Below are 22777 nucleotides of genomic sequence, written 5' to 3'. Positions count from 1 at the left end.
TGGAGAAGGCGGTACGGGATCGTGACGACACCCGGATCCATCGAAGTAGGGTCCATCGAAGGCAGGATCGCCGAGGAGCTCGGCGTACGGGAGCGGCAGGTCAAGGCTGCCGTGGAGCTGCTGGACGGCGGTTCGACGGTGCCCTTCATCGCCCGCTACCGCAAGGAAGCGACCGAGATGCTCGACGATGCGCAGCTGCGCACGATCGAGGAGCGGCTGCGCTACCTGCGGGAGCTGGAGGAGCGCCGGGCGGCGATCCTCGACTCGGTGCGCGAGCAGGGCAAGCTCACCGAGGAGCTGGAAGCGCAGATCCGCGCCGCCGAGACCAAGGCGCGGCTCGAGGACATCTACCTGCCGTACAAGCCCAAGCGGCGTACGAAGGCGCAGATCGCGCGCGAGGCCGGGCTGGAGCCGCTCGCCGAGGGGCTGCTCGGCGACCCGACGGTCGATCCGCTCGCCGCGGCCGCCGCGTTCGTCGACGCCGACAAGGGCGTGGCCGATCCGCAGGCGGCTCTGGACGGCGCCCGGGCGATCCTGACCGAGCGGTTCTCGGAGGACGCCGACCTGATCGGCGAGGTGCGCGAGCGCATGTGGGTGCGCGGCCGGCTGGCCGCCAAGGTGCGCGAGGGCAAGGAGGAGGCGGGCGCCAAGTTCGCCGACTACTTCGACTTCGCCGAGCCGTTCACCGAGCTGCCCTCGCACCGCATCCTCGCGATGCTGCGCGGCGAGAAGGAGGAGGTCCTCGACCTCGTCCTGGAGCCGGAGGAACCCACGGACGGTCCGTCCTCGTACGAGGGCATCGTCGCCGCGAAGTTCCAGATCGCCGACCGCGGCCGTCCCGCCGACAAGTGGCTGACGGACACGGTCCGTTGGGCCTGGCGCACCCGCATCCTGGTGCACCTCGGCATCGATCTGCGGCTGCGGCTGCGCACGGCAGCCGAGGACGAGGCGGTGGGCGTCTTCGCCGCGAACCTCCGCGACCTGCTGCTCGCCGCCCCGGCCGGCACACGCGCGACGCTGGGCCTGGACCCCGGCTTCCGTACGGGTGTGAAGGTCGCCGTCATCGACGCGACCGGCAAGGTGGTGGCGACCGACGTCATCTACCCGCACGTCCCGGCGAACAAGTGGGACGAGGCGATCGCCAAGCTGGCCCGGCTGGCGAAGGAGCACGCGGTCGAGCTGGTCGCGATCGGCAACGGCACGGCGTCCCGCGAGACCGACAAGCTCGCCGGTGAACTCATCACCAAGCACCCGGAGTTGAACCTCACCAAGGTGATGGTCTCCGAGGCCGGCGCGTCCGTGTACTCGGCGTCCGCGTTCGCCTCGCAGGAGCTGCCCGACATGGACGTGTCGCTGCGCGGCGCCGTGTCGATCGCGCGCCGGCTGCAGGACCCGCTGGCCGAGCTGGTGAAGATCGACCCCAAGTCGATCGGTGTCGGCCAGTACCAGCACGACCTGTCCGAGGTGAAGCTGTCGCGCTCGCTGGACGCGGTGGTGGAGGACTGTGTGAACGGCGTGGGCGTGGACGTCAACACGGCGTCGGCCCCGCTGCTCGCCCGCGTCTCCGGCATCACTTCCGGCCTGGCCGAGAACATCGTGTCGCACCGCGACGCCAACGGGCCGTTCAAGTCCCGTACGGAACTGAAGAAGGTGGCGCGGCTCGGCCCCAAGGCCTACGAGCAGTGCGCGGGCTTCCTGCGGATCCGAGGCGGCGACGACCCGCTGGACGCGTCCAGCGTGCACCCGGAGGCGTACCCGGTGGTGCGGCGGATGGTGAAGACGTCCGGGCAGGAGGTGGCCTCGCTCATCGGCAACTCGGGCGTGCTGCGGTCGCTGAAGCCGAACGACTTCGTGGACGAGACGTTCGGTCTGCCGACCGTCACCGACATCCTCAAGGAGCTGGAGAAGCCCGGGCGCGACCCGCGGCCCGCCTTCAAGACGGCCACCTTCAAGGAGGGCGTCGAGAAGATCTCCGACCTGGCGTCCGGGATGGTTCTGGAGGGCGTGGTCACGAATGTGGCGGCCTTCGGGGCGTTCGTCGATGTCGGCGTGCACCAGGACGGTCTGGTGCACGTCTCGGCCATGTCGAAGACGTTCGTGAAGGACCCGCGGGATGTGGTGAAGCCCGGGGACATCGTGAAGGTGAAGGTCCTCGACGTCGACATTCCGCGCAAGCGGATCTCGCTGACCCTGCGCCTCGACGACGAGGCGGCTCCGCAGGGTCAGCAGGGCGGCGGTGAGCGCCGGCAGCGGGGCTCACGTCCGCCTCAGCAGCGGCAGCAGCAGCGCCAGGGCGGCGGCCGTGGTGGTCAGGGCGGCGGTTCACGTCAGGCGCCGCCGCCTGCCAACAGTGCAATGGCCGATGCTCTTCGCCGGGCCGGGTTGGTCGATCCGAAGAACGGGCGGCGTTAAGAGCTCGGGGCGACAGGTTGTGGGGAGCTGCGGGTCCGTTGTGGCTGGTCGCGCAGTTCCCCGCGGCCCTGAAGGAGGCGCTGCGCGCCCCTTCAGGCCTAGGGTGATGGCATGGTCACTTCGCGCGCCGTCACCTGGGAAGTGTTCGAGAGCCGGGGGTTCGAGACGGCCTGGGTCGAGCTCGGGGAAGGTGTGCTGCGGGCGCGTGGGCGGGCCGTCGGGATCGTTCCCGAGCCTTACTGGGTCTCGTACGAGCTGGAGACCTCCGAGCGGTTCGTGACCCGGCGGCTGAGGGTCACGGCGGAGACCGAGGCCGGGGTTCGCAGTCTGGATCTGCGGCACGACGGGCACGGGCGGTGGACCGCGGACGGTGAGCGGTTGCCCGGCGTCGACCGGGCGCTCGACTGCGATCTCGGGCTGTGCCCGCTCACCAACACCATGCCGGTGCTCCGGCACGGGCTCCATCTGGCGCCCGGCGAGCGGGAGTTCCTGATGGCGTGGGTGTCGGTGCCGGGTCTGGTCGTACGGCCGTCGCGGCAGAGCTACACGCATCTCGGGCGCACGAACGGCGGCGGGCAGGTCCGGTTCGCCTCCGGCGAGTACCGCAGTGACCTGGAGTTCGACGGTGACGGACTCGTCGTCGACTATCCGGGGCTGGCGACCGGTCTGCGCCGGGGCGCGTGACGGTCGACGCAGGCTGTCAGCTCGCCTCGGGGGGCCGGGGGGTGCCGTTCATCCGGGCGCGGTTCTCCGCGAGCAGCTCCTGGACGCGCCGCTCGACCTCCACGGCGTCGACGCCCAGAGCTCGGCCCATGTGGACGGCCCACACCTCCGAGCGCACGTTGGTCTCGAAGTCGAGGTCGGCGCGTACGTTCTCGCGGGCGGCCTGGCGGTTCTGGCTCACCATGACGAAGGTCGAGAGGAAGATCGCCTCCAGGCTGACGATCATGGTGAGCAGGCCGAAGGGGTACGGGTCCCAAACGGCTCCCTTGCCGAACGCGCCCTCGTTGCACACGATCCACACCGTGAACCACAGGGCGTGCAGGTACACGAAGGCCATGGTCCCGGCGAAGGCGGTGATCGCGTCCGCGATCCGGTCCTGCGTCCCGCGCATCCGCGTGACGACGTCCTGTTCGTGCGTGATCCGCACGGCCGGCCGTTTCGCCGTACTGCCCATGGCCCCTCCCTACCCCACGTCGAGTTCTAGCGTTCGGTGACCTTGCCCGCCGACACCTCCAGTCGCCGGGTCACGTGGACTGCGTCCAGCATGCGGCGATCGTGGGTGACCAGGAGGAGCGTGCCTTCGTAGGAGTCGAGGGCCGACTCCAGCTGCTCGATGGCCGGCAGGTCGAGGTGGTTGGTCGGTTCGTCCAGGACCAGGAGGTTGACGCCCCGGCCCTGCAGCAGCGCCAGGGCGGCCCGTGTGCGTTCGCCCGGGGACAGGCTCGCCGCCGGGCGCAGGACGTGGTCGGACTTCAGGCCGAACTTGGCCAGCAGGGTGCGTACTTCGACCGGCTCGGTGTCCGGGACGGCGGCGCAGAACGCGTCGAGCAGGGCCTCCGTGCCGTGGAACAGCTTGCGGGCCTGGTCGACCTCGCCGACGAGGACGCCGGAGCCGAGGGTGGCTGCGCCGGCGTCCAGCGGGATGCGGCCCAGCAGGGCGCCCAGCAGGGTCGACTTGCCGGCGCCGTTCGCTCCGGTCACCGCCACCCGGTCCGCCCAGTCGATCTGCAGGGAGACCGGGCCGAAGGTGAAGTCGCCGCGCTGTACCTCGGCGTCGCGCAGGGTGGCCACGACGGCGCCCGAGCGGGGGGCCGCCGCGATCTCCATGCGCAGTTCCCACTCCTTGCGGGGCTCCTCCACGGCATCGAGGCGCTCGATCATGCGCTGGGTCTGCCGGGCCTTGGCGGCCTGCTTCTCGCTGGCCTCGCTGCGGAACTTGCGGCCGATCTTGTCGTTGTCGTTGCTCGCCTTGCGGCGCGCGTTCTTGACGCCCTTGTCCATCCAGGAGCGCTGCATCTGGGCGCGGTCCTGGAGGGCGGCGCGCTTGTCGGCGTACTCCTCGTAGTCCTCGCGGGCGTGCCGGCGGGCTACGTCCCGCTCCTCCAGGTAGGCCTCGTAGCCGCCGCCGTAGAGGGTGATCTGCTGCTGGGCGAGGTCGAGTTCGAGGACCTTGGTGACGGTGCGGGTGAGGAACTCGCGGTCGTGGCTGACGACGACGGTGCCCGCGCGGAGGCCGGACACGAAGCGCTCGAGGCGTTCCAGGCCGTCCAGGTCGAGGTCGTTGGTCGGCTCGTCGAGGAGGAAGACGTCGTAGCGGGAGAGGAGGAGGGAGGCAAGGCCGGCCCTTGCCGCCTGGCCGCCGGACAGGGACGTCATCGGCTGGTCCAGGTCCACCGCGAGGCCGAGCGAGTCGGCGACCTCCTCGGCCCGCTCCTCCAGGTCGGCGCCGCCGAGGTCGAGCCAGCGCTCCAGGCTCGTCGCGTATGCGTCGTCGGCGCCGGGTGCGCCGTCGACCAGGGCCTGGGTGGCCTCGTCCATCACGCGCTGGGCCTCGGCAACGCCGGTGCGGCGGGCGAGGAACTCGCGGACGGTCTCGCCGGGGCGGCGCTCCGGCTCCTGGGGGAGGTGGCCGACGGTCGCGGTCGGCGGGGACAGGCGCAGCTCGCCCTGCTCCGGCGCGAGCAGCCCCGCGAGCATCCTGAGCAGGGTGGACTTGCCCGCGCCGTTGGCACCGACCAGCCCGATCACATCGCCGGGCGCGACGACGAGGTCGAGCCCGGTGAACAGGGAGCGGTCGCCGTGCCCGGCGGCGAGGTTCTTGGCGACGAGGGTGGCAGTCATCAGGGGGCTGATCCTAGTCGCCGTACCGCCTGGTCCTCAGCGGGCCATCGCCTCCACCAGCACGCTCCCGGCCGTCCGTGCCACCACGAAGGACTCCCCCTTGACCGCCTTGGCGTCCAGGGCGATGCGGTGGCGGCCCGGTTCGAGGACACCGTCGAAGACCTCGAGGGCGTGGGTGCGGTAGAGGCGGTCCAGGCGGTACGCGGTGAGGCGGACCCGGCAGGGGGAGGTGACCTCGACGCCCGCCTCGCCGTCGGCCGCCACCAGGCGGGTCAGGCGGCGCTGTTCCACGGGGCTGCGGTCCAGGGCGTGTTCGATCTGGGCGACGAGCAGCGGGACGATCGGGGCGAGGCCCTCGACGTACGCGACCTCGACGCCCGCCTGCTCGAAGGCGCGGCGTACGGCGGCGCGTTCCTCCCGGGTGATCGCGCGGCCGAAGGCGACGGCGCCGTAGCCGCGCAGTTCGTCGGCGTGGACGCCGTTCGTGTCGTGGGCGATGTCGGCGCCGATGCCGATGGTGCGCAGGGCGGCGGCGAGCTTGGCGAGCAGGGCGACGCGGGCGCCGATGAGAAGGACCCGGCGGCGGGTGCCCGGCGCTTCGCCGTCGAGAAGGGCGGCCAGCGCCTCGCGGTACTCGGGGCCGTGGAAGCGGAACGGCCCTATGCCGTGGTACCCGTTCAGATCCATGTCGGCGTGCTCCTCGGTCTGCCAGGCGAAGTCCCGCCAGATGTAGTCCTCGCCGTCCCGCTCGATGACCGCGGTGACGGCGCCGCAGGCCAGATCGGCGCACTCGGGGCAGCCGTAGATGACGTAGCGGCCGTCCGGAAGCGGTGGGTCCGCCTCCAGGAGAAGGCTGCGGACCTGTTCGGTGAAGATCGCGGGCGGGACGTCGGAGGCCAGTGGGGAGACGGCGTCCAGGTCGGAGAGCTGGAAGAGCAACGGACGGCCGTCGACGATGAAGTCCACGAAGTCCCGGTGAACCTGGTAGTCACCGTTGGCGAGGACTCCACCGGCACGCATCGCCGGTGCCAGGCCGAAGGTCGCGTACTCGGCAGACATGCTGTGAGTATTCCCGCAGTGGAAGCGATCTGCGCACGGCATGGGACATTCCGCTACGGTCCGGACGTGGAGAGTGGACTGAACAACGATGTCATCGTGGTCGGCGGCGGAATCATCGGCCTCACGACCGCTGTCGTCCTCGCCGAGCGGGGCGTACGGGTGCGGGTGTGGTCGCGGGATCCCGTCGAGCGGACCACCTCGGCGGTTGCGGGCGCGCTGTGGTGGCCGTACCACATCGAGCCGATCGCGCGGGCGCGCGAGTGGGCGCTGCAATCCCTGGATGTGTACGAGAAGTTGACGACGCGGGCCGAGTCGACCGGCGTACGCATGGTCGAAGGTGTAATGGGTGAAACCGAGCTGGACAGTGACGCGGCGTGGGCTGCCGCGCGGATTCCGGGGCTGCGGGCGTCGACGGCCGAGGAGTACGCAGGGTCGGGGCTCTGGGCCCGGCTGCCGCTCATCGACATGTCGACTCATCTGCCGTGGCTGCGGGAGCGGTTGCTGAAGGCGGGCGGAGTGATCGAGGAGCGTTCGGTCGGCGGCCTCGGGGAGGCCGACTCGCCGGTCGTCGTCAACTGCACGGGGCTGGGGGCGCGCGAGCTCGTGCCGGATGACTCGGTGTACCCCGTGCGCGGGCAGTTGGTCGTGGTGGAGAACCCCGGGATCAGCACCTGGCTCGGCTCCACCGGCCCCGACGGGGAGATGGCGTACTTCTTCCCACAGCCCGGGCGACTGCTGCTGGGCGGCACCGCCGACGAGGACGCATGGTCGACGGAGCCGGATCCTGCGGTGGCCGAGGCGATCGTACGGCGGTGTGCGGCGCTGCGGCCGGAGATCGCGGGGGCGCGGGTGCTGGAGCATCGGGTGGGGTTGCGGCCGGCGCGGGACGCGGTCCGGTTGGAGCGTGAACTGCTCGCGGACGGGCGGGTGTTGGTGCACAACTACGGTCACGGTGGGGGTGGGGTGACGGTGGCCTGGGGGTGTGCGACGGAGGCGGCCGGGCTGGCTGTTCCGGCCGCCTCCGGGTGAGCGTGCGGCTCAGCAGTCGGTCACCGGCTCGCCCGAGGTGAGGTGGTAGGGCGCTCGCGCGTCCAGGAGCAGAGGGACCAGGGCCCGCAGGGGCTGGCGGAGAGGGACGTAGCTGCCCCTCGACTTCACTCCGTGCAGGGCGAGTTCGTCCTTCACCTCCGTGTACTGGGCGTCGGTGAGCCGGTAGCCGCAGGGCGGGTCCTGGATCACCTCGGACGGTTCGGGCGGGTCGTTGTCGGCGCCGCCGAGGTAGATCGGGCCGGTGTCGGCGTAGCCCACGCGGCGGGCGGTGCCGGTGGCCGTCTCGACCTGTGCGCGGTGCTCGTCCGTGAAGTCGAACAGGCCGTCCAGGGCGGCGAGTTGGGAGTCCACCCGGCGCCTGTTGTTGGTTGCCTCGTCGACCTCGGTCAGCGGGTCGACGCGGCTCTCGATCAGCAGCCCGACCGAGTGCTTCACACCGGACATGTTCCGCAGGATGCGTTCCTGTCCGTCACCGGCGGTCTGCTTGATCGGGTCGCCGGTCACCGGATCGGTCCAGATGCCGTACGTGCCGGTGGTGTAGCCGGCCTGCCGGGCGGCGGGGCGGACGTACTCCTGGGACAGCGTTTCGGCCTCGTCGTGGACCGTCTCGTCCGTGTTGAGGTTGCGCGGCCAGAGGTCGAAGAGGTCCTTGTCGTAGTACTTGGGCGTGGGTGTGTATTCGTGCAAGTCGTAGACCACGTCCGGGTGTTGGTCGCGCAGGACCGTGGCCATGGCGCGCGCCTCCGCGGTCTGCAGGGCGAGGTGGTCGCGGTTGACGTCGACGCCGTCGCTGTTTCCGCGGGTGTCGGCGGCACGGCCGTCGGGGTTGGCGGTGGGCACGACGAACACCGTGGTGCGGTCCAGGAAGCGGCGGGTCTGCCGGTCCGTCGTGTAGGCCAGGTCGCGGATCGTGGTCAGGCAGGCCTCGCGGCCGGAGGGTTCGTCGCCGTGCTGGCTGCAGACGAGCAGGACCTTGTTCGGAGCCGAGTGGGAGCCGATACGGGCCAGTTGGAGCGGGCGGCCCTGCTTCGTCGTACCGATGCGGGCGACGGAGACCCTGGCGCTCGCCCTGTCGACGCGCGCCAGGAACTCCTGCTCCTCGGCCTCGCCGGTCCAGCGGGCGCCGTTCGTCTCCTCGAAGCCGGTGCGCGGCGGGGGCTCGGAGGCGTCCGCCGGTGCCGCGGCGAGGGAGGCGAGCAGGGCGGCCGCCGTTGCGGTGAAGGCGCGGATCACCGGGCTCCTTCCGGGACGCGGTGGATGCCGTTCGGAGAACGTACGCCGTCCAGGGTCGTGGCCGAGGGAGCAGCGGACGCCGTGCCGCCGGACGTGGCGCGGGCGAAGGCCGGCGCGCCGCCGACGAGCGGGACGCGGGCCGAGGTGCGGGACAGGTCCAGGGTGAGCGTCGGCTTGTCGGCCGGCGGGTCGATGAGGTCCTTGTCGGTGCCCGCGACGATCAGGGCGAGGCGGTGGCCGGCCGGGACGACGTGGTCGGCGGCGGCGAGGTCGAGGGTGATGGTGTAGGCCTTGCCGGGGGTGAGCGGGACGCCCTTGAGGTCGGAGGCGTAGTTGCCGAGGTCGGCCCAACCGCGGCTGAACACGGTGTAGTCGACGTCGGCCCTCTTGGCCTGGGTGTTCTTGAAGCAGGCGCTGTCGCCCGAGGTGCTCGCGCCCCAGCAGCTGCGGTCGGTGAGGGTGGTGATGCCCTCGGCGGCGTCGGCGTAGTCACGGATCGTGTCGGACCCGAGGTCGACCAGGACGGCGGAGAGGTGGGCCGTCGGGGTGGTCGGGGTCGCCGTGATCGTGACCTTGGAGGAGCCGGACAGGCGCAGGTCGCGGGTGAGCGGCTTGGTGACGAAGCCGGCCTTGTCGGGGGTCGACTTGTCGATCTGTGCGGCCCAGTCGGTCTCGCTCAGCTGCGGGTTGTCGGTGAAGGTCTCGATGCCGGAGCCGGTGGCCGGGCCGAGGGTGCCGACGCCGGGCTGGGCGCCGGCGGCCGGGCGCAGGGTCGTGGTGGCGGTGCCGCGCGGGGGCCAGGACCGGGAGGTGACCCACTGGTCGGGGTGGCGCTCGATGTCGGCCATGGGCTCGCGGTCGATGCCGTTGTCGTAGCCGAGGAGTTCGTGGTCGAACCAGCGGTGCAGGGTGTCTACCCAGGTGGCGCGGCGGAAGTCGAACGGGTCGACGTGGCCGGTCTGGGAGAGCCAGATCTTGCGCTCCACGCCGTTCTTGGCGAGGGCGTCCCACCACTGGCCGAAGTGCTTGGTGCGGACGTTGAGGTCCTGCATGCCGTGGATCAGGAAGACGCTCGCCCGGACCTTCGAGGCGTCCTTCACGTAGTCGCGCTCGGTCCAGAGCGAGGTCCAGTCACCGGTGCGCGGCGCCTCGTCGACGAGCTTCTTCTGTACGGCGGCGCACTTGGCCCGGGCGTCGGGGCTGTCGACGTAGTTCGAGAGCCAGTCCGGGCCGGAGTCGTAGAGCGGGGCGCCCTTGGCGAAGTAGTAGTCGTACCAGGAGGAGATGGCGCTGATCGGGACGATCGTCTTCAGGCCCTTGACGCCGGTGGCGGCGACGCCGTTGGCGATGGTGCCGTCCCAGCTCTTGCCGATCATGCCGGTCCTGCCGTTGGTCCAACCGGCTTTCGCGGGAACGGTTCCCGTGCGGGTCGTGTACGCCTTGGCGCGTCCGTTCAGCCAGTCGATCACGGCCTTCGCGGACTGGATGTCGGAGTGGCCGCCGACGTCGACGCAGCCGTCGGAGCGGTTGGTGCCGGCGAGGTCGACGCCGACGAAGGCGTAGCCGCGCGGGACGAAGTAGTTGTCGTAGAAGAGCGGCATCTGGACGACGTTGCCGTTCGCGTCGTACGTCTTCTTCTGGCTCTCGTTGCCGCGGCCGCAGCAGGAGTAGTAGGGGCTGGCGTCCATGATGACGGGCACTTTGCGGCCCTGCTGGGCGGGTTCGCGGGGACGGACGATGTCGGCGGCGACTCGGTCGGTCTTCCCGTCGCCGTCCCCGTCGAGTCCGGTGTCCACCCATACGGCCTCGCGGATGGCGTCGGCGTAGGAGTGGACGGGCCTGCTCTCCCGCGTTTTCTGCGGGGCTGCGTGGGCCGCCACCGGGGTGAGGAAGGCTGCCATCAGGACGGCGATGACCGCCGTCGCGAGCGTTCTCCAGGTCGTGAAGCGCATGCGTATCGGCATGCGCGGGACGCTACATCGGTCAACTCCCGTGCAGAAGAGGGCAGTAAAAGGCCAGGTGGGGCGAGGGTGGCCGAATAAGGCGCATGGCACGGCGTCGCTCATGACGGCCAAATGGCGATCGTGTGACACATGGGGCCATGGACATGCCCGGGGACACAGGGACTCAATAGGCTCCGAACAGACTTCGTTCCCCCACGACTTGGAGCTTTCGTGCACCGCAGAATCATCGCGCCGGGCGCACTCGCTGCGGCGTCCCTGATGCTGGCGATCCCGGCGTCGGCCGCGAGCTACTCCCCTGGCGCTCCGGGCATCGGCGACCCCTACTACCCGGCCTACGGCAACGGCGGATACGACGTCTCCCACTACGATCTGCGTCTGCAATACCAGCCCGCCACCGACGAGTTGGCGGGTACGGCGACGATCCTCGCCAAGACCACGCAGGACCTGTCGAGCTTCGACCTGGACTTCCTGCTCGACGTCAACGAGGTGCGCGTCAACGGCGCCAAGGCCTCCTTCGCGGCCTCGGGCCAGCACGAACTGGTCGTCACCCCGAAGACACCGCTGGCCAAGGGCACACCGATCACCGTGGTCGTCCGCTACAGCGGGGTGCCGTCCACGAAGAGCGCGTACGGCTTCAACACCTGGCACCGCACCCCGGACGGGGCCGTCGCGGCGGACGAGCCCGAGGCGGCCTGGTGGTGGTTCCCGAGCAACGACCACCCGCTCGACAAGGCGACCTACGACGTGTCGGTGGCCGTGCCGGACGGCACCCAGGTCATCTCCAACGGCCTGCTGCAGTCGACGAGTTCACGGCTCGGCTGGACCCGCTACAACTGGCGGGAGAACAAACCGCAGGCGACCTATCTGGCCACGCTGGCCGTCGGCAGGTTCGACATCACGACCAGCACGTCCGAGGGTGGCATTCCGGTCATCAACGCCTACAGCAAGGACCTCGGCGACAACGACGGGGCCGCGCGGGCGAGCGTGGAGCGGACCGGGGAGCTCGTCGACTGGCTGAGCGGCTACTTCGGGCCGTATCCCTTCAGCTCGGCCGGCGGGTATGTGCCGAACACGACCACCGGGTACGCGCTGGAGACGCAGACGCGCGTGTACTACAGCCCGCGGCAGTTCGCGAACGGCTCCAACACCTCTGTGGTCGTGCATGAGTTGGCGCACCAGTGGTACGGCGACTCCGTGTCGCTCAAGGGCTGGAAGGACATCTGGATCAACGAGGGCTTCGCGCGGTACGCGCAGTGGCTGTGGTCCGAGCACGAGGGCGAGGGCACGACGCAGGAGCTCGCCGACTATGTGTACGCCTCGCATCCGGCCGACGACGCGTTCTGGACCGTCAAGCCCGGTGACCCGGGTGCGGACAACCAGTTCGACTCCGCCGTCTACGACCGGGGCGCGGTGGCCGTGCAGGCGTTGCGCAACGCGGTGGGGGACGACGCGTTCTTCGCCATCCTGAAGGGCTGGCCGCAGGAGCACGCGTACGGCAACGCGTCCGTCGCCGACTTCGAGGCGTACGCCGAGAAGGTTTCCGGGAAGTCGCTGTCCGCGCTCTTCGACACGTGGCTGTTCCAGCCGACGAAGCCGGCCGCCCCGGCGGCGCGTTCCGCTTCGATCGCGAAGACGTCGACGGCGCCCGCGCAGCCGAAGTCGTGGAAGAAGATCGAGGCGACGAACGACGTGCACGCGCACTGACGAGTGTAGGCAGGGCAACTGCCGTGCGGCCCGGGGCGGTTGCCCCGGGCCCGCGCGTTGCGGATTGTCGAAAATTTACGCGGTTTCACGCGTGGTTCGTGGTCTTGGCTGGGAAGCTCCTGTCCTGAGCGGCACACCTGTCTGATGCGAGATCGCTCCGGGGGGACACGGTGTGCGAGGAGCGGGGGGAGAAACTGTGTCACAAACGCAGAACGCCGGTAGTGGTCTGGCGTTGTGGAGGGCGTTGGTTCTCGTCGGGGCGGTGCTGCTGGCCGCCGGCCTGATCGGTGGCGTACCGCTGTTCACCCTGCTGGGCTCACCCGTCGCCATCGTGGGTGTGGTCGGGCTGTTGGTGGCTCGGCGCAGACAGGCCTGACGGGGGGGGATACGCGATGTCCACGTGGAACGGGATCGGCACCAAGTACCTGGGTTACAGCCATCGCAACCGCGACGGCAGCCACTACGCCACCGAGTGGGGTGTGCTGTTCGACCTGCCGGTGATGCCGCTGCGTCGGCATCGGCTGAAGGTCGGCAGAACGGTCCACGCCACGGCCGGGACGGTCAACAAATCCAGCACCCGGTTCGCGGTGCTGGAGGAGACGCCGCTCAACGGCCGTGAGATTGCGCGTACTTATCTGACCTGGTGGGTGCTGGGCCCTCTCGTCGCGCTCGGCCCCGCGGCCCTGTTCGTCTGGCCGGTCAGCAGCAAGCCGGATGCCGGGTTCGGGGCGTGGCTCTTCGTTCTGGTCCTCTCTGCCGCGTGGGTGATGGGCTCGGGGGCGGCCATGGTCACGTTCAGTCGGCGTCAGCGCGGGCTGCCGTAGAAGTCGGCGGCGCGGGCGAGGAGTTCGTCGCGGGCAAGGGCGGCGGTCTCGGTGGACGGGACCGTGCAGGCGTACGCTCCGGCGAGCGTGCCGTACTGCGCACAGCGGTGCGGTGGCTCGTCGTTCAGCCAGCCGAAGAGGAAGGCCGCCGCGAAGGCGTCGCCCGCGCCGTTTGAATCCACGACCGGCGTCTGCGGTGGCACCGCCGGTATATGGGTGATCGTGCCGTCGGTCAGCAGGTACGCGCCCTCGGCGCCGGCCGTGGCGACGACGACCCGGGCCCTTCCCTGCTCGGCGATACGGCGCATGGTGCGCTCGGGGTCGGTCAGGGCGGCCGTGGAGAGGAAGACCACGTCCGCCACGTGTGCGAAGGGTTCCTGGTACGGGTTCTCGCCGTCCCAGTTGTGCAGGTCGGTCGAGAGGGTCACGCCGGACTCTCGCAATACGGGCAGGGCCTCGGCGCAGGGCTGGGTGATCGAGACGTGCGCGTGACGGCTCGCTTCGGCCAGCTCGCGGACCAGGGGCTCGAGCAGGCGGTCCTCGCCGAGCGTGCGGCTCGCGTCGTAGAGCGACAGCCGTCTGCCGTCGGGGCCGACGAGGTTGACGGCGCGCTTGGTGCCGGCGGGGTGGGCGACGGCGGTGAGTGCGATGCCGCGGTCCCGGTGCAGGCCGCGGACCAGGTCGCCCTCGGGGTCGTCGCCGAGCATGTCGAGGTGGTGGACGCGCAGGCCGAGGGCCGTGAGGCCCAGGGCCACGAAGTCGCCGGTCTGTCCGGCGCGGGTGCGGATGCCGCGCTCGATCATGTAGCTGTCGGCGTACGGAAGCGGCAGCTCCGGCACGTACACGATGGTGTCGACGCCCGCGCCGCCGAGCACGAGGACGTCGGTGTCACGGCTCAACTCCCGTTCTCCCCATGGTCGTAGACGGTGACCTTGATCCCCCGCTTCACGAGCCGTTCGATGATGAGTGGCTCGACGCGGGACCACTTGCCGCCTGCCAGGCCGCACCCTATCCGCGGCATGTGGACGGAGGCGTCGAGCTCCAGCGCCTTGTCGGCCAGCTTGGCGAGGGCCGCGTCGATCGCCTCGTACCGCACCGGGACGCCCTTGCTGCCGGTGCGCGTCCCGCGCTGCCCGATCAGGTTGGCCACCCACACATACGGCTCGACCTGCACGAACTGGGCCGCGCCCAGCCCGAAGTCGTTCGCCGCGCGGTGGCGGTGCCAGGCGCGGTACGCCGCCTCGGGCTCGGGCCAGCGGCGCGATACGGCTACGACGAAGCCCTTTCCCCAGCCCCCGCTGTCGTTCGCTGTCGTTGCAGACATGGGCGATCACCTTGACCCCCTTCACCGACGGAACGGTGGCGTCACCCCGGATGTAGATGATCTCCGACATGACGCCACCGTAGACGCCGCCACTGACAACGGCCCCTGGTTGTCCGCGCCCCCAGGCCGCGCGGGCTACTTCGTCAGCTCCGTCAGTTCGCGGTCCTCGTCGCGGCCGACCCGGCGACGGACCGCGTACCAGCCGCCCACCAGCAACGCGGCGATCACCGGGGATGTACTTGGCCTGCGCGTTCGGTGGAAGGCGCAGGCCAACGCGTTCCTTCCCCCGGCACCGGGGCGTATGCGATGGCGTGGATCACAGAGCGGGACTTCTCACAGGCCCCACCGGCCCCTCGAACCGGGTTTCGCAGTACTGGTGTGACAGCGATACTGCTGCACATGACGACCGACGCCGAGGAGCCGACGCTCACGATCGACGAACTGGCCGCGCGAGCCGGCATCACGGTGCGCACGGTCCGCTTCTACGGCACCAAGGGACTGCTGCCGCCGCCGGTGATCGGTCCGCGACGGGTGGGCCACTACGGCAGCGAGCACCTGGCCCGGCTCGCGCTCATCGAGGAGCTGCAGCTCCAGGGCATGACGCTGGCGGCGATCGAGCGCTACATGGAGCAGCTTCCGCCCGGCCTGAGCCACCACGACCTGGCGATCCACCGGGCCGTGGTGGCCTCCTGGGCTCCCGACAGCGTCGAGACGGTTACGGCGGCCGAGCTGCAGCGCCGGGCCGGGCGGCAGCTCGACGAGGACGACGTCGAGCGGCTCACCGCCATGGGCGTGGTCCGGCCGGACGGGGACACCTACCGGATCGACGCGGGCCTGCTGCGGCTCGCCGTGCAGCTGCTGGACGTACCGCTGTCCCAGGACGCGATCCTCGCCGCACGGAAGGTGCTGATCGCGCACTCACGGGCCGCGGCGCACGAGCTGTCGCAGCTGTTCCGGGGCGAGGTGTCGGAGCGGGCCGAGCAGGACGTGAAGTCCCTGTCCGCGCACATGGAGCCGATCGTCGTCCAGGCGCTGCTGACGACCTTCCAGCGGTCGCTGAAGGAAGAGGTGCACCAGTGGCTCGCCGCCTCAGACGAAGGCCGACCCTCCTGACACGTTGAGCGTCTGCCCGGTCAGGAAGCCGCTGCCCTCGTCCACCACGTACAGGAGCGTCGAGACCAGGTCGGACGTCTCCTGGGTGCGCGGCACGACCTGCCCGGAGCGAACGAACTCGAAGCCGCCGTCCGCGCCCACCGTCCGCTCGGCGGTGGCGGTGCGCACCATGCTGGGCGCGATCGCGTTGACGGTGATGTCGTACGGGCCGAGGGCCGCGGCGAGCGCGCGGGTGAAGCCGATCAGGCCCGTCTTCGAGGCGACGTACGGGACCATCGTGGGCGGCGCGGTGTAGACGGCCGCCGAGACGATGTTGACGATACGGCCCCACCCGGCCGCCTTCAGGTACGGCAGCGCGGCCTGCGTGACCAGGAACGGGGCCTCCAGGTTGACGCGCATGATCCGCCGCCAGTCCTCGGCGGTGGTCTCCTCGAAGGGCTTCGCGGGGTAGACGCCGGCGTTGTTGACGACGACGTGCAGCGTGCCGAACCGGTCGATGACGCGCTCCAGTCCGGCCCGTACCTGCTCCTCGTCGGTGACGTCGCCGACCAGCTCCACGTAGTCGAGGATCTTCCCGGCGGTCTCCGACTGAGGATCGAGATCGAGGCCGGCGACCCGGTAGCCGCGCCCGGCGAGCGCGACGGCGAACTCCTGCCCGAGGCCCTGTGCCGCTCCGGTCACCAGGGCGGTACGCGTCTCCATGGGGCGAGTGTGATGACCCCTCAGGCACTCCACAAGGGCGCATTTCACTCGCTGAAACGAGTCTGTTGCCGCTCGCGGCCGTGGGGCCGACGCTGCGGGGCGACGCCAAGACGGGCCGCAGCCGGGCCTGGCACCAGCCGTACGGGAGCCGTGTCGCATGACCGAGACCGAGCGTGCCGTGGACGACGCCGAGCGCGCCCGCGATCAGGGTGGCGGACCGCGCCGGATCGGGCCGCTGCCGCGGCTGGTGCGGGACGAGCTGGGTGTACTGCTCGTGCTGGGGCTGCTGATCGCCGGGATCGGCATCCCGTACCCGGACTTCCTGGACACCGACAACCTGCTCTCCACGGCCCACAACTCCGTCTACATCTCGCTGATGGCGTGCGGCATGGTCTTCGCGCTCGCCATGCGCGAGGTCGACCTGTCGGTGGGCGGCACCTATGCGATGTGCCTGGTGGTCGGGGCGCTGCTGGTGCGGGGCGGGCTGAATCCGTGGCTCGCGGTGCCGGTGATGCTGGTGACCGGGATCGCGGCGGGCGTGTTCAACGCGCTGGTGACGACGCTGCTGGCGCTGCCGTCGTTCATCGTGACGCTGGGCACGCTGATGCTGTACCGGGGCGTCGGGCTCGCGCTCGCCGACGGCAAGCAGATCACCGATCTGCCGCTGGACAACTCGTTCTTCACCGTCGCGGGCGGCGATCCGGGCGGGGTGCCCTTCGCGTTGTGGGTGCTGCTCGTGGTGGCCGTCGTGCTGGCCGTGGTGCTCGCCCGCACCCGCTTCGGGGCCCGGGTGCGGGCGATCGGGTCCAATCCCGACGCGGCCGCGTTCAGCGGCATCCCGGTCGTCCGCACCCGTGTCCAGGCCCTGGCCCTGTCCGGGCTGACCACGGCGTGCGCCGCAGCGCTCGCCCTCGCCTTCTACGGCGCCGGCGACCCGACCCTGGGCCAGGGCTACGAGCTGCAGGCGATCGCCGCGTGCATCATCGGCGGCACCCCGCTGGCCGGCGGACGCGGTTCGGTCGTCGGCGCGGTGGCCGGCGCGATGATCCTTTCGGTCGTCGCCTCTGGGCTCGTGTTCTTCGAAGTACCCATCAACTGGACGTCGTTCGCGACCGGCGGGGTCATCCTCGTCGCCGTCGCGGCCGACAGCGCACTGCGGCGCACCGGACGCCGACGCAAGTGAACACCCCGCCTGCGCAAGGCTCTTGGAGGCCGTGATGCATCCCCGACTCCGTACGACCGCCGCGGCGCTCGGCGCTCTGGTGCTGCTCGGCGCCGCGGGCTGCGGCGACAACAGCCCAGGCGGCAAGGGCGACAAGCTGAACATGGGCATCGCGGTCGCCAACATCTCCCTCAACTTCGCCCACGAGATGGTGCTCGGCGCCGAGAGCGCCGCGAGTCATGCGGGGAACGTCAACTTCAAGGCCGTGGGGCCGCCGAACACGGACGGGCCGGCCGAGGTGCAGCTGTTCCAGAACCTCACCGCGCGCGCGAAGGACGGCATCGTCCTGGAGAACCTCGACCCGCCGATCTTCACCCGGCCCGCCGCGCAGGCCGTCGACAAGGGCATCCCCATCGTCGCCCTGGACACCTCACCCACCGAAGGCAGCAAGGTCGACTTCTATGTGGGGAACGACAATTACGCGCTCGGCGAGCTGATGGCGAAGGAGGCGCTGAAGCGGCTGGGCTCCGACCCGAAGGGCCAGATCGTCATCGGCGTGCCCAACCCGGGGACACCGGTGCTGGACAACCGGGCGAAGGGCATCGCGGACACGTTCAAGAAGCAGGCGCCGAACGTCAAGGTGCTCGGCCCCTTCCAGACGTACAGCGACCCCGGGCAGAACTACAGCTCCTGGTCGGCTCAAGTGAACGCGCACCCAAGGGCGTTGGCCTTCCTCGGTGTGGGCGACGCCGACAGCTACAACCTCGCCAAGATCAAGAAGGCGGAGAAGGGCAAGTGGCTGTCGGCCGGCTTCGACGTCGACCCCAAGACCCTGGACGCGGTGAAGGACGGCTCGAACTTCGTCACCGTCGACCCGCAGCACTTCCTCAAGGGCTATCTCTCCACGGCGATACTGATCGACTCGGTCCGCAACAAGGACGGCAAGCTGCCCGAGGGCTGGTTCCTCTCCCCCGGCGGCGTCGTCGACTCCTCCAACATCGACGAGATCATCGCCCGCCAGAAGTCCTCCGATGCGGCCTACGACTGGTACAAGCCGACCATCGACAAGCTCCTCGGTGACCAGAAGGCCAACATCAAGCCCCTGACGGACGCCCGCTGAGATGACCTACGGCGACATCCTCGTGGCGCAGGGCCTGGTCAAGTCGTACGGCGGCGTACGGGCGTTGGACGGGGCCGCCATCCGGCTGCGGGGCGGCGAGGTGCACGCGCTGGTCGGGGAGAACGGCGCGGGCAAGTCGACGCTCGTACGGATCCTGTCGGGGACGCTGGCGGCGGACGAGGGGGCGGTGCGGTCGGCCCGGGACACCCGGATCGCCGTGGTCTCCCAGGAATTGAGCCTGTTCCCCGATCTGACCGTCCGCGAGAACCTCTTCCCGACCGGGCCGCCGCGGCGCTTCGGAATGCTCGACCGGGGTGCGATGGACCGCGCGGCCCGTCCGGTCCTCGCCGAGCTGGGCCTGGACCTGGACCTCGGTCTGGAGCTCGGTGAACTCCCCCTCGCCGACCAGCAGTTGACGGAGATCGCGCGGGCACTGCTGCGCAGCCCCCGGCTGCTGATCCTCGACGAGCCGACCTCCGCGCTCCCGGCCGCCGCCGTCGACCGGCTCGAACGGGTCCTGCGCACCCTCACCGGGCGGGGCATCGCCGTCCTGTACGTCACCCACTTCCTGGACGAGGTGATGCGGTTCGCGCACCGCGTGACGGTCCTGCGGGACGGGCGGGTCGCGCTGGCCGGGGTGCGCCGCACGGAGGTCGACGTGCCCGAGCTGGTCACGGCGATGCTGGGCGGGCGCCCGGAGCAGCCGGCGCGCCGGAAACGCGCGGTCGTCGACCTGCCGCCGCCGGTGGTGCTGTCCGGGGTGAGCGTGCCCGGTGAGCTCAGGGACGTGACCTTCACCGTGCGGGCGGGCGAGGTGGTCGGGGTCGCCGGGCTGCAGGGAGCGGGGCATCTCAGCGCCTTGGAGGTGGTGTGCGGGCGTTCGGCGATCTCGGCGGGGCGGGTGGACGTCGCGGGCCGCGGGCTGCCGCGCTCGCTTCGGGAGGCAATCCGGGCGGGCGTCGCCTTCGTGCCGAGCGACCGCAAGCGGTACGGGCTGATGGTGGACCGGGCGGTGTGGGAGAACACGACGGCGGTGAGCTGGCTGGCGCTGGGCCGCGGCGGCGTGCTGCCCTCGCGGTCCGAACTGGTGCGCCGCACGGCCGACTTGACCGGGCGGCTACGGCTGCGCGGCGGCCCGTACGACATCGTGGCCCGCCTCTCCGGCGGCAACCAGCAGAAGGTCGTCTTCGCCAAGTGGCTGGCGACGGAGCCGAAGATCGTGGTGCTCGACGATCCCACGCGGGGCGTCGACGTCGGCGTACGGGCCGAAATGCACCGCATCGTGGGCGAGTTGGCGGCGGGCGGCGCGGCTGTCCTGATCGCGTCGACCGACCTCGCGGAACTGACGGAGGTGTGCGACCGGGTGCTGGTGTTCGTACGCGGGCGGATCACCGGGGAGGTGCACGGGGAGCGGCTGACGGAGCATGCGCTCGCGGTGGCGATGCAGCAGACGGTGCCCGAGTCGGGGTGACGCCGGGCGCCCGTGCGCGGCGCGGGGGCCTGCGACAGCGGTGTCCGCGAACGGCTGTGCCGAGCCAGGCGAGCGGACTGCGCACGGAAGCCAGGCGGGCGCACCCCACGCAGAGCCAGGCGGTGGCATGCAGCACTTGGGGCCCGAGTCGGGGTGACGCCGGGCGCCCGTGCGCGGCGCGGGGGCCTGCGACAGCGGTGTCCGCGAACGGCTGTGCCGAGTCAAGCGGGCGGACTGCGCGCGGAAACCAGGCGGGCGCACCCCACGCAGAGCCAGGCGGTGGCGATGCAGCAGACGGTGCCCGAGCGGGGGTGACGAGGCGGACGTGAGTCAGGCGGAGAGTTTGCGGGTCAGGGCTCTCGCCGCCGCGCACACCCGGGCGCCGACGCGGTCGACGTCGAGGCGGCGGGTGCCGCCGGTGACGGAGATCGCGGCGATGGGGCGGGGGCCGTGGTCGCGGGCGTAGATCGGGGCGGCGACCGCGGAGATGCCGACCTCGGCCTCCTCCAGGTTGACGCCGTAGCCGCGGGCGCGGGTCAGGGCGAGGTCGCGGGCGAGCTGGCCGGGCAGGACCAGGGTGCGCGGGGTGAGGCGGGCCAGCGTGCGGTGCGGCGGGCGCGGGTCCTGGGCGAGGAAGACCTTGCCGGTGGCGGTGCAGTGGGCGGGCAGCCGGCCTCCGGTGCGGGAGACGATCGGGGTGGCGCGGCGGCCGGTGACCTTCTCCAGGAAGAGGGTGTCGGCACCGTCGGGGACGGCCAGGTGCACGTTCTCCTGCGTCAGCTCGTGCAGGTCGCCGAGGTACGGCAGGGCCGCGTCGCGCAGTTCGCGCACGGTCGGCGCCGCCTGGCCCAGCACGAACAGCCCGAGCCCGATGCGGTAGCTGCCCTCCTCGGTGCGCTCGACCAGACCGAGCCGGACCAGTTCACCGAGCAGCCGGTGCGCGGTGGGCTTCGGCAGCCCCGTGCACAGGGCCAGCTCATTGAGGCTGAGGGCGGTGTCGCAGTCGCCGCAGGCACGCAGCAGCAGCACCCCGCGCGCAAGCACCGACTTCGGCAGCTGCCCGTCCGTCATGGATCGATGGTGGTCGCTCGCGCGGGCGGGTGACAAGGCGTGGGCGACTGTGAATCCGGCGCGCCGCAGGCCCCGACGATCACTGCCTGAGCGGTACGTCGACCAGCAGCGGCCGGGTCAACTCGCCTGCCCCGGCGACCAGTTCGCGCAGATGGTCGGCGTCGGCCGCGCGGACCGCGTCGACGCCGAAGAAGCGGGCCGCCTGGGTGAAGTCCAGCTGTCCCAGGTCGGTGCCGGGGCAGACGCCCGTGCCGCCCGTCGCCTCGTAGGTGTCCTGGAGGGTGCGGTAGGCGCCGTTGCTCATGACGACGAACAGGACGGGGACCGCCTGACGTGCCGCGCTCCACAGTCCCTGCAGGCCGAACAGGGTGCAGCCGTCGCCGAGGACGGCCACCACCGGCCTGCCGGGTTCGGCGAGCGAGCGGCCGACGGCGGCGCCGATGCCCCAGCCCAGGCCGCCGCCGACGGTGTGCAGGTAGCTGCCGGGGCGGTCGAGGCGGACGAGGCGGCGGAGCAACAGGCCGACGGTGATGGCCTCTTCGACGACCACCGCGTCGGGGGGCAGGCCGCGGGCGACGGCGTGGGCGGCGGCCCAGGGGGCGAGCGGGGCCGGGGAGTAGGCGGCGCGGGCGGCGGACTCGGCGCGGGCGCGGTCGGCGGTGTGGCGTTCGCCGGCGCGCAGGATGCGGGCCTTGGCGGTGTGGGCGGGGACGCGGTCGCGCAGGAGCTCGCACAGGCGGTGGAGGGAGGGGGCGAGCGCGCCCACGAGCCCCGCGGCCGCCGGGAAGTTGCGGCCGATCTCGTGCGGGTCCGAGTCGAGCTGGACCACGGTGAGCCCGGGCGGCAGCGCGGGGCCGGGCGTGTAGTGGTGCGGTGTGAAGGCGTGCGCTCCGGCGATGAGCACGGTGTCGTACTCGGCGAGGGCGGCCCGGATCGCGTCGTGGCGGGGCGGCAGCATCCCGGCGTAGAGGGGGTGTGTGGTGGGGAAGTCGAGGCAGTCGGCCATCGGCTGGTGGTGGACGACCGCGCCGCACGCCTCCGCCGTACGCACGAGCGCGCCGAGGGCGTCCTCGCGGCCCACGCCGTCGCCGGCGACGATCGCCGGGCGGGTGGCCGCGCCGAGCAGGTGGGCGGCGCGTTCGAGGCCGGCGGCCGGTGCGGGTGGGGGTGCGGGGGTGCGGGCCGGGACTTCGACCTCCGTCTCCTCGCCGAGCACGTCCATGGGGACGGAGAGGAACACCGGTCCGGCGGGCGGTCGTACGGCCAGGGCGAAGGCGCGGCGCAGGGCGAGCGGCAGGTCGTGGGCGTGCTGGACGTCGTACGTCGCCTTCACCGCGGGCGTGGCCAGGCCGATGAGGTCGCCGGAGAGCATGGGGTCCTGCTGGAGGTGGCGGCGGTGCTGCTGGCCGGCCGTCACGACGAGGGGGGTGCGGGAGCGGCGGGCGTTGAGCAGGCCGATGAGCCCGTTGGCGAGCCCGGCGGCGATGTGCAGGCTCACGAACGCGGGCCGTCCGGTGCCGCGGGCGTATCCGTCGGCCATGGAGACGACGGCGCCCTCGTGGACGCCGAGCACGTACTCGGGGCTGCCGTGGGCGTCCGCCAGCGCGGACAGGAAAGGGAGTTCGGTGGTGCCTGGGTTGCCGAAGACGCGGTCCACGCCCTCGCCGCGCAGGATGTGCAGGACGGCGAGGGCGGGACGGTATCCCATGGGGGGCTCCTCGGGG

Annotated in this window: 19 protein-coding genes and 1 pseudogene; 10 read left to right on the top strand and 10 right to left on the bottom strand. The window is 71.3% G+C overall.

Going from position 1 to position 22777, the window contains the following annotated elements; translation table 11 throughout:
* The first annotated feature begins 21 nt into the window (after positions 1–21).
* Both ABZ880_RS31890 and ABZ880_RS31885 read left to right on the top strand, forming a co-directional pair.
* Positions 22–2412, top strand: a complete 2391-nt coding sequence (locus tag ABZ880_RS31890) for a Tex family protein (protein WP_361269815.1) — start codon at positions 22–24, stop codon at positions 2410–2412.
* 111 nt (positions 2413–2523) lie between these two features.
* Complete coding sequence (locus ABZ880_RS31885) at positions 2524–3096, top strand: putative glycolipid-binding domain-containing protein (RefSeq protein WP_361269812.1); 573 nt, start codon at positions 2524–2526, stop codon at positions 3094–3096.
* 16 nt (positions 3097–3112) lie between these two features.
* On the opposite strand, the gene ABZ880_RS31880 is transcribed toward ABZ880_RS31885, so the two are convergent.
* The 3 genes from ABZ880_RS31880 to ABZ880_RS31870 are packed head-to-tail and all read right to left on the bottom strand — an operon-like array spanning position 3113 to position 6315.
* Positions 3113–3589 (bottom strand): DUF1003 domain-containing protein, encoded by a 477-nt coding sequence (locus ABZ880_RS31880; RefSeq protein WP_361269809.1) that lies wholly within the window; start codon positions 3587–3589, stop codon positions 3113–3115.
* A gap of 26 nt (positions 3590–3615) precedes the next feature.
* Complete coding sequence (locus ABZ880_RS31875) at positions 3616–5256, bottom strand: ABC-F family ATP-binding cassette domain-containing protein (protein ID WP_361269806.1); 1641 nt, start codon at positions 5254–5256, stop codon at positions 3616–3618.
* A gap of 36 nt (positions 5257–5292) precedes the next feature.
* On the bottom strand, positions 5293–6315 hold the full coding sequence (locus tag ABZ880_RS31870) for an oxidoreductase (protein WP_361269803.1): 1023 nt from the start codon (positions 6313–6315) through the stop codon (positions 5293–5295).
* A 66-nt stretch (positions 6316–6381) separates the two neighbouring features.
* Here ABZ880_RS31870 and ABZ880_RS31865 point away from each other — a divergent pair, with 66 nt between their 5' ends.
* Positions 6382–7344, top strand: coding sequence for an FAD-dependent oxidoreductase (locus ABZ880_RS31865; RefSeq protein ID WP_361269801.1), 963 nt, complete (start codon positions 6382–6384; stop codon positions 7342–7344).
* Positions 7345–7353: 9 nt separating this feature from the next.
* On the opposite strand, the gene ABZ880_RS31860 is transcribed toward ABZ880_RS31865, so the two are convergent.
* Both ABZ880_RS31860 and ABZ880_RS31855 read right to left on the bottom strand, forming a co-directional pair.
* A complete protein-coding gene (locus ABZ880_RS31860) occupies positions 7354–8598 on the bottom strand; it encodes a M14 family metallocarboxypeptidase (RefSeq protein ID WP_361269798.1) in 1245 nt (414 codons plus the stop codon).
* Entirely contained in the window at positions 8595–10562 is a 1968-nt protein-coding gene (locus ABZ880_RS31855) for a Xaa-Pro dipeptidyl-peptidase (RefSeq protein ID WP_361269796.1), read from the bottom strand. Before ABZ880_RS31855 ends, ABZ880_RS31860 begins: the two co-directional genes overlap by 4 nt.
* A 210-nt stretch (positions 10563–10772) precedes the next feature.
* Between ABZ880_RS31855 and ABZ880_RS31850 the strand changes: the two genes are divergently transcribed.
* From ABZ880_RS31850 to ABZ880_RS31840, 3 genes are all read left to right on the top strand, one after another.
* Positions 10773–12266, top strand: coding sequence for a M1 family metallopeptidase (locus ABZ880_RS31850; protein WP_361269793.1), 1494 nt, complete (start codon positions 10773–10775; stop codon positions 12264–12266).
* Positions 12267–12510: 244 nt separating this feature from the next.
* Positions 12511–12642 (top strand): hypothetical protein, encoded by a 132-nt coding sequence (locus tag ABZ880_RS31845; protein WP_361269790.1) that lies wholly within the window; start codon positions 12511–12513, stop codon positions 12640–12642.
* Positions 12643–12658: 16 nt separating this feature from the next.
* On the top strand, positions 12659–13090 hold the full coding sequence (locus ABZ880_RS31840) for a hypothetical protein (RefSeq protein ID WP_361269788.1): 432 nt from the start codon (positions 12659–12661) through the stop codon (positions 13088–13090).
* Here the strand turns inward: ABZ880_RS31840 and ABZ880_RS31835 are convergent.
* Together ABZ880_RS31835 and ABZ880_RS31830 are read right to left on the bottom strand one after the other, a co-directional pair.
* Positions 13072–13989: a PfkB family carbohydrate kinase gene (locus ABZ880_RS31835; protein WP_361269786.1), complete on the bottom strand. Its 918-nt coding sequence runs from the start codon at positions 13987–13989 to the stop codon at positions 13072–13074. The genes ABZ880_RS31840 and ABZ880_RS31835 overlap by 19 nt on opposite strands.
* Positions 13986–14484, bottom strand: a pseudogene (locus ABZ880_RS31830) (Appr-1-p processing protein). The gene ABZ880_RS31835 and the pseudogene ABZ880_RS31830 overlap by 4 nt, the downstream one beginning before the upstream one ends.
* 329 nt (positions 14485–14813) lie before the next feature.
* Here ABZ880_RS31830 and ABZ880_RS31825 point away from each other — a divergent pair.
* On the top strand, positions 14814–15527 hold the full coding sequence (locus ABZ880_RS31825; RefSeq protein ID WP_361269784.1) for a MerR family transcriptional regulator: 714 nt from the start codon (positions 14814–14816) through the stop codon (positions 15525–15527).
* On the opposite strand, the gene ABZ880_RS31820 is transcribed toward ABZ880_RS31825, so the two are convergent.
* Positions 15504–16229: an SDR family oxidoreductase gene (locus ABZ880_RS31820; protein ID WP_361269781.1), complete on the bottom strand. Its 726-nt coding sequence runs from the start codon at positions 16227–16229 to the stop codon at positions 15504–15506. The genes ABZ880_RS31825 and ABZ880_RS31820 overlap by 24 nt on opposite strands.
* Positions 16230–16386: 157 nt before the next feature.
* On the opposite strand from ABZ880_RS31820, the gene ABZ880_RS31815 reads away from it, so the two are divergent.
* From ABZ880_RS31815 to ABZ880_RS31805, 3 genes are read left to right on the top strand one after another with little or no spacing between them, the layout of a single operon-like run.
* The gene (locus ABZ880_RS31815; protein WP_361269779.1) at positions 16387–17412 is read left to right on the top strand and encodes an ABC transporter permease; all 1026 of its coding nucleotides are present in this window, start codon (positions 16387–16389) and stop codon (positions 17410–17412) included.
* A 34-nt stretch (positions 17413–17446) separates the two neighbouring features.
* Positions 17447–18511 (top strand): sugar ABC transporter substrate-binding protein, encoded by a 1065-nt coding sequence (locus tag ABZ880_RS31810; RefSeq protein WP_361269776.1) that lies wholly within the window; start codon positions 17447–17449, stop codon positions 18509–18511.
* A gap of 1 nt (position 18512) precedes the next feature.
* A complete protein-coding gene (locus ABZ880_RS31805; protein ID WP_361269772.1) occupies positions 18513–19982 on the top strand; it encodes a sugar ABC transporter ATP-binding protein in 1470 nt (489 codons plus the stop codon).
* A 330-nt stretch (positions 19983–20312) separates the two neighbouring features.
* Here the strand turns inward: ABZ880_RS31805 and ABZ880_RS31800 are convergent, their stop codons facing one another.
* The gene (locus tag ABZ880_RS31800) at positions 20313–21053 is read right to left on the bottom strand and encodes an IclR family transcriptional regulator (protein ID WP_361269770.1); all 741 of its coding nucleotides are present in this window, start codon (positions 21051–21053) and stop codon (positions 20313–20315) included.
* A gap of 79 nt (positions 21054–21132) precedes the next feature.
* Entirely contained in the window at positions 21133–22761 is a 1629-nt protein-coding gene (locus tag ABZ880_RS31795; protein ID WP_361269767.1) for a thiamine pyrophosphate-binding protein, read from the bottom strand.
* Between the last annotated feature and the right edge of the window lie 16 nt (positions 22762–22777).

It is taken from the genome of Streptomyces sp. NPDC047043 (assembly GCF_040644055.1).
Taxonomy (GTDB): Bacteria; Actinomycetota; Actinomycetes; order Streptomycetales; family Streptomycetaceae; genus Streptomyces.
The sequence above is the reverse complement of the archived record's forward strand: the minus strand, read 5'-3'. Positions and strand labels throughout refer to the sequence as shown.

Excerpts from the sequence above, each read along its gene's own strand:
- ABZ880_RS31885 (WP_361269812.1), top strand. The coding sequence starts at position 2,524 with ATGGTCACTTCGCGCGCCGTCACCTGGGAAGTGTTCGAGAGCCGGGGG.
- ABZ880_RS31880 (WP_361269809.1), bottom strand. The coding sequence starts at position 3,589 with ATGGGCAGTACGGCGAAACGGCCGGCCGTGCGGATCACGCACGAACAG.
- ABZ880_RS31875 (WP_361269806.1), bottom strand. The coding sequence starts at position 5,256 with ATGACTGCCACCCTCGTCGCCAAGAACCTCGCCGCCGGGCACGGCGAC.
- ABZ880_RS31870 (WP_361269803.1), bottom strand. The coding sequence starts at position 6,315 with ATGTCTGCCGAGTACGCGACCTTCGGCCTGGCACCGGCGATGCGTGCC.
- ABZ880_RS31855 (WP_361269796.1), bottom strand. The coding sequence starts at position 10,562 with ATGCCGATACGCATGCGCTTCACGACCTGGAGAACGCTCGCGACGGCG.
- ABZ880_RS31840 (WP_361269788.1), top strand. The coding sequence starts at position 12,659 with ATGTCCACGTGGAACGGGATCGGCACCAAGTACCTGGGTTACAGCCAT.
- ABZ880_RS31825 (WP_361269784.1), top strand. The coding sequence starts at position 14,814 with ATGACGACCGACGCCGAGGAGCCGACGCTCACGATCGACGAACTGGCC.
- ABZ880_RS31820 (WP_361269781.1), bottom strand. The coding sequence starts at position 16,229 with ATGGAGACGCGTACCGCCCTGGTGACCGGAGCGGCACAGGGCCTCGGG.
- ABZ880_RS31815 (WP_361269779.1), top strand. The coding sequence starts at position 16,387 with ATGACCGAGACCGAGCGTGCCGTGGACGACGCCGAGCGCGCCCGCGAT.
- ABZ880_RS31810 (WP_361269776.1), top strand. The coding sequence starts at position 17,447 with ATGCATCCCCGACTCCGTACGACCGCCGCGGCGCTCGGCGCTCTGGTG.
- ABZ880_RS31805 (WP_361269772.1), top strand. The coding sequence starts at position 18,513 with ATGACCTACGGCGACATCCTCGTGGCGCAGGGCCTGGTCAAGTCGTAC.
- ABZ880_RS31800 (WP_361269770.1), bottom strand. The coding sequence starts at position 21,053 with ATGACGGACGGGCAGCTGCCGAAGTCGGTGCTTGCGCGCGGGGTGCTG.
- ABZ880_RS31795 (WP_361269767.1), bottom strand. The coding sequence starts at position 22,761 with ATGGGATACCGTCCCGCCCTCGCCGTCCTGCACATCCTGCGCGGCGAG.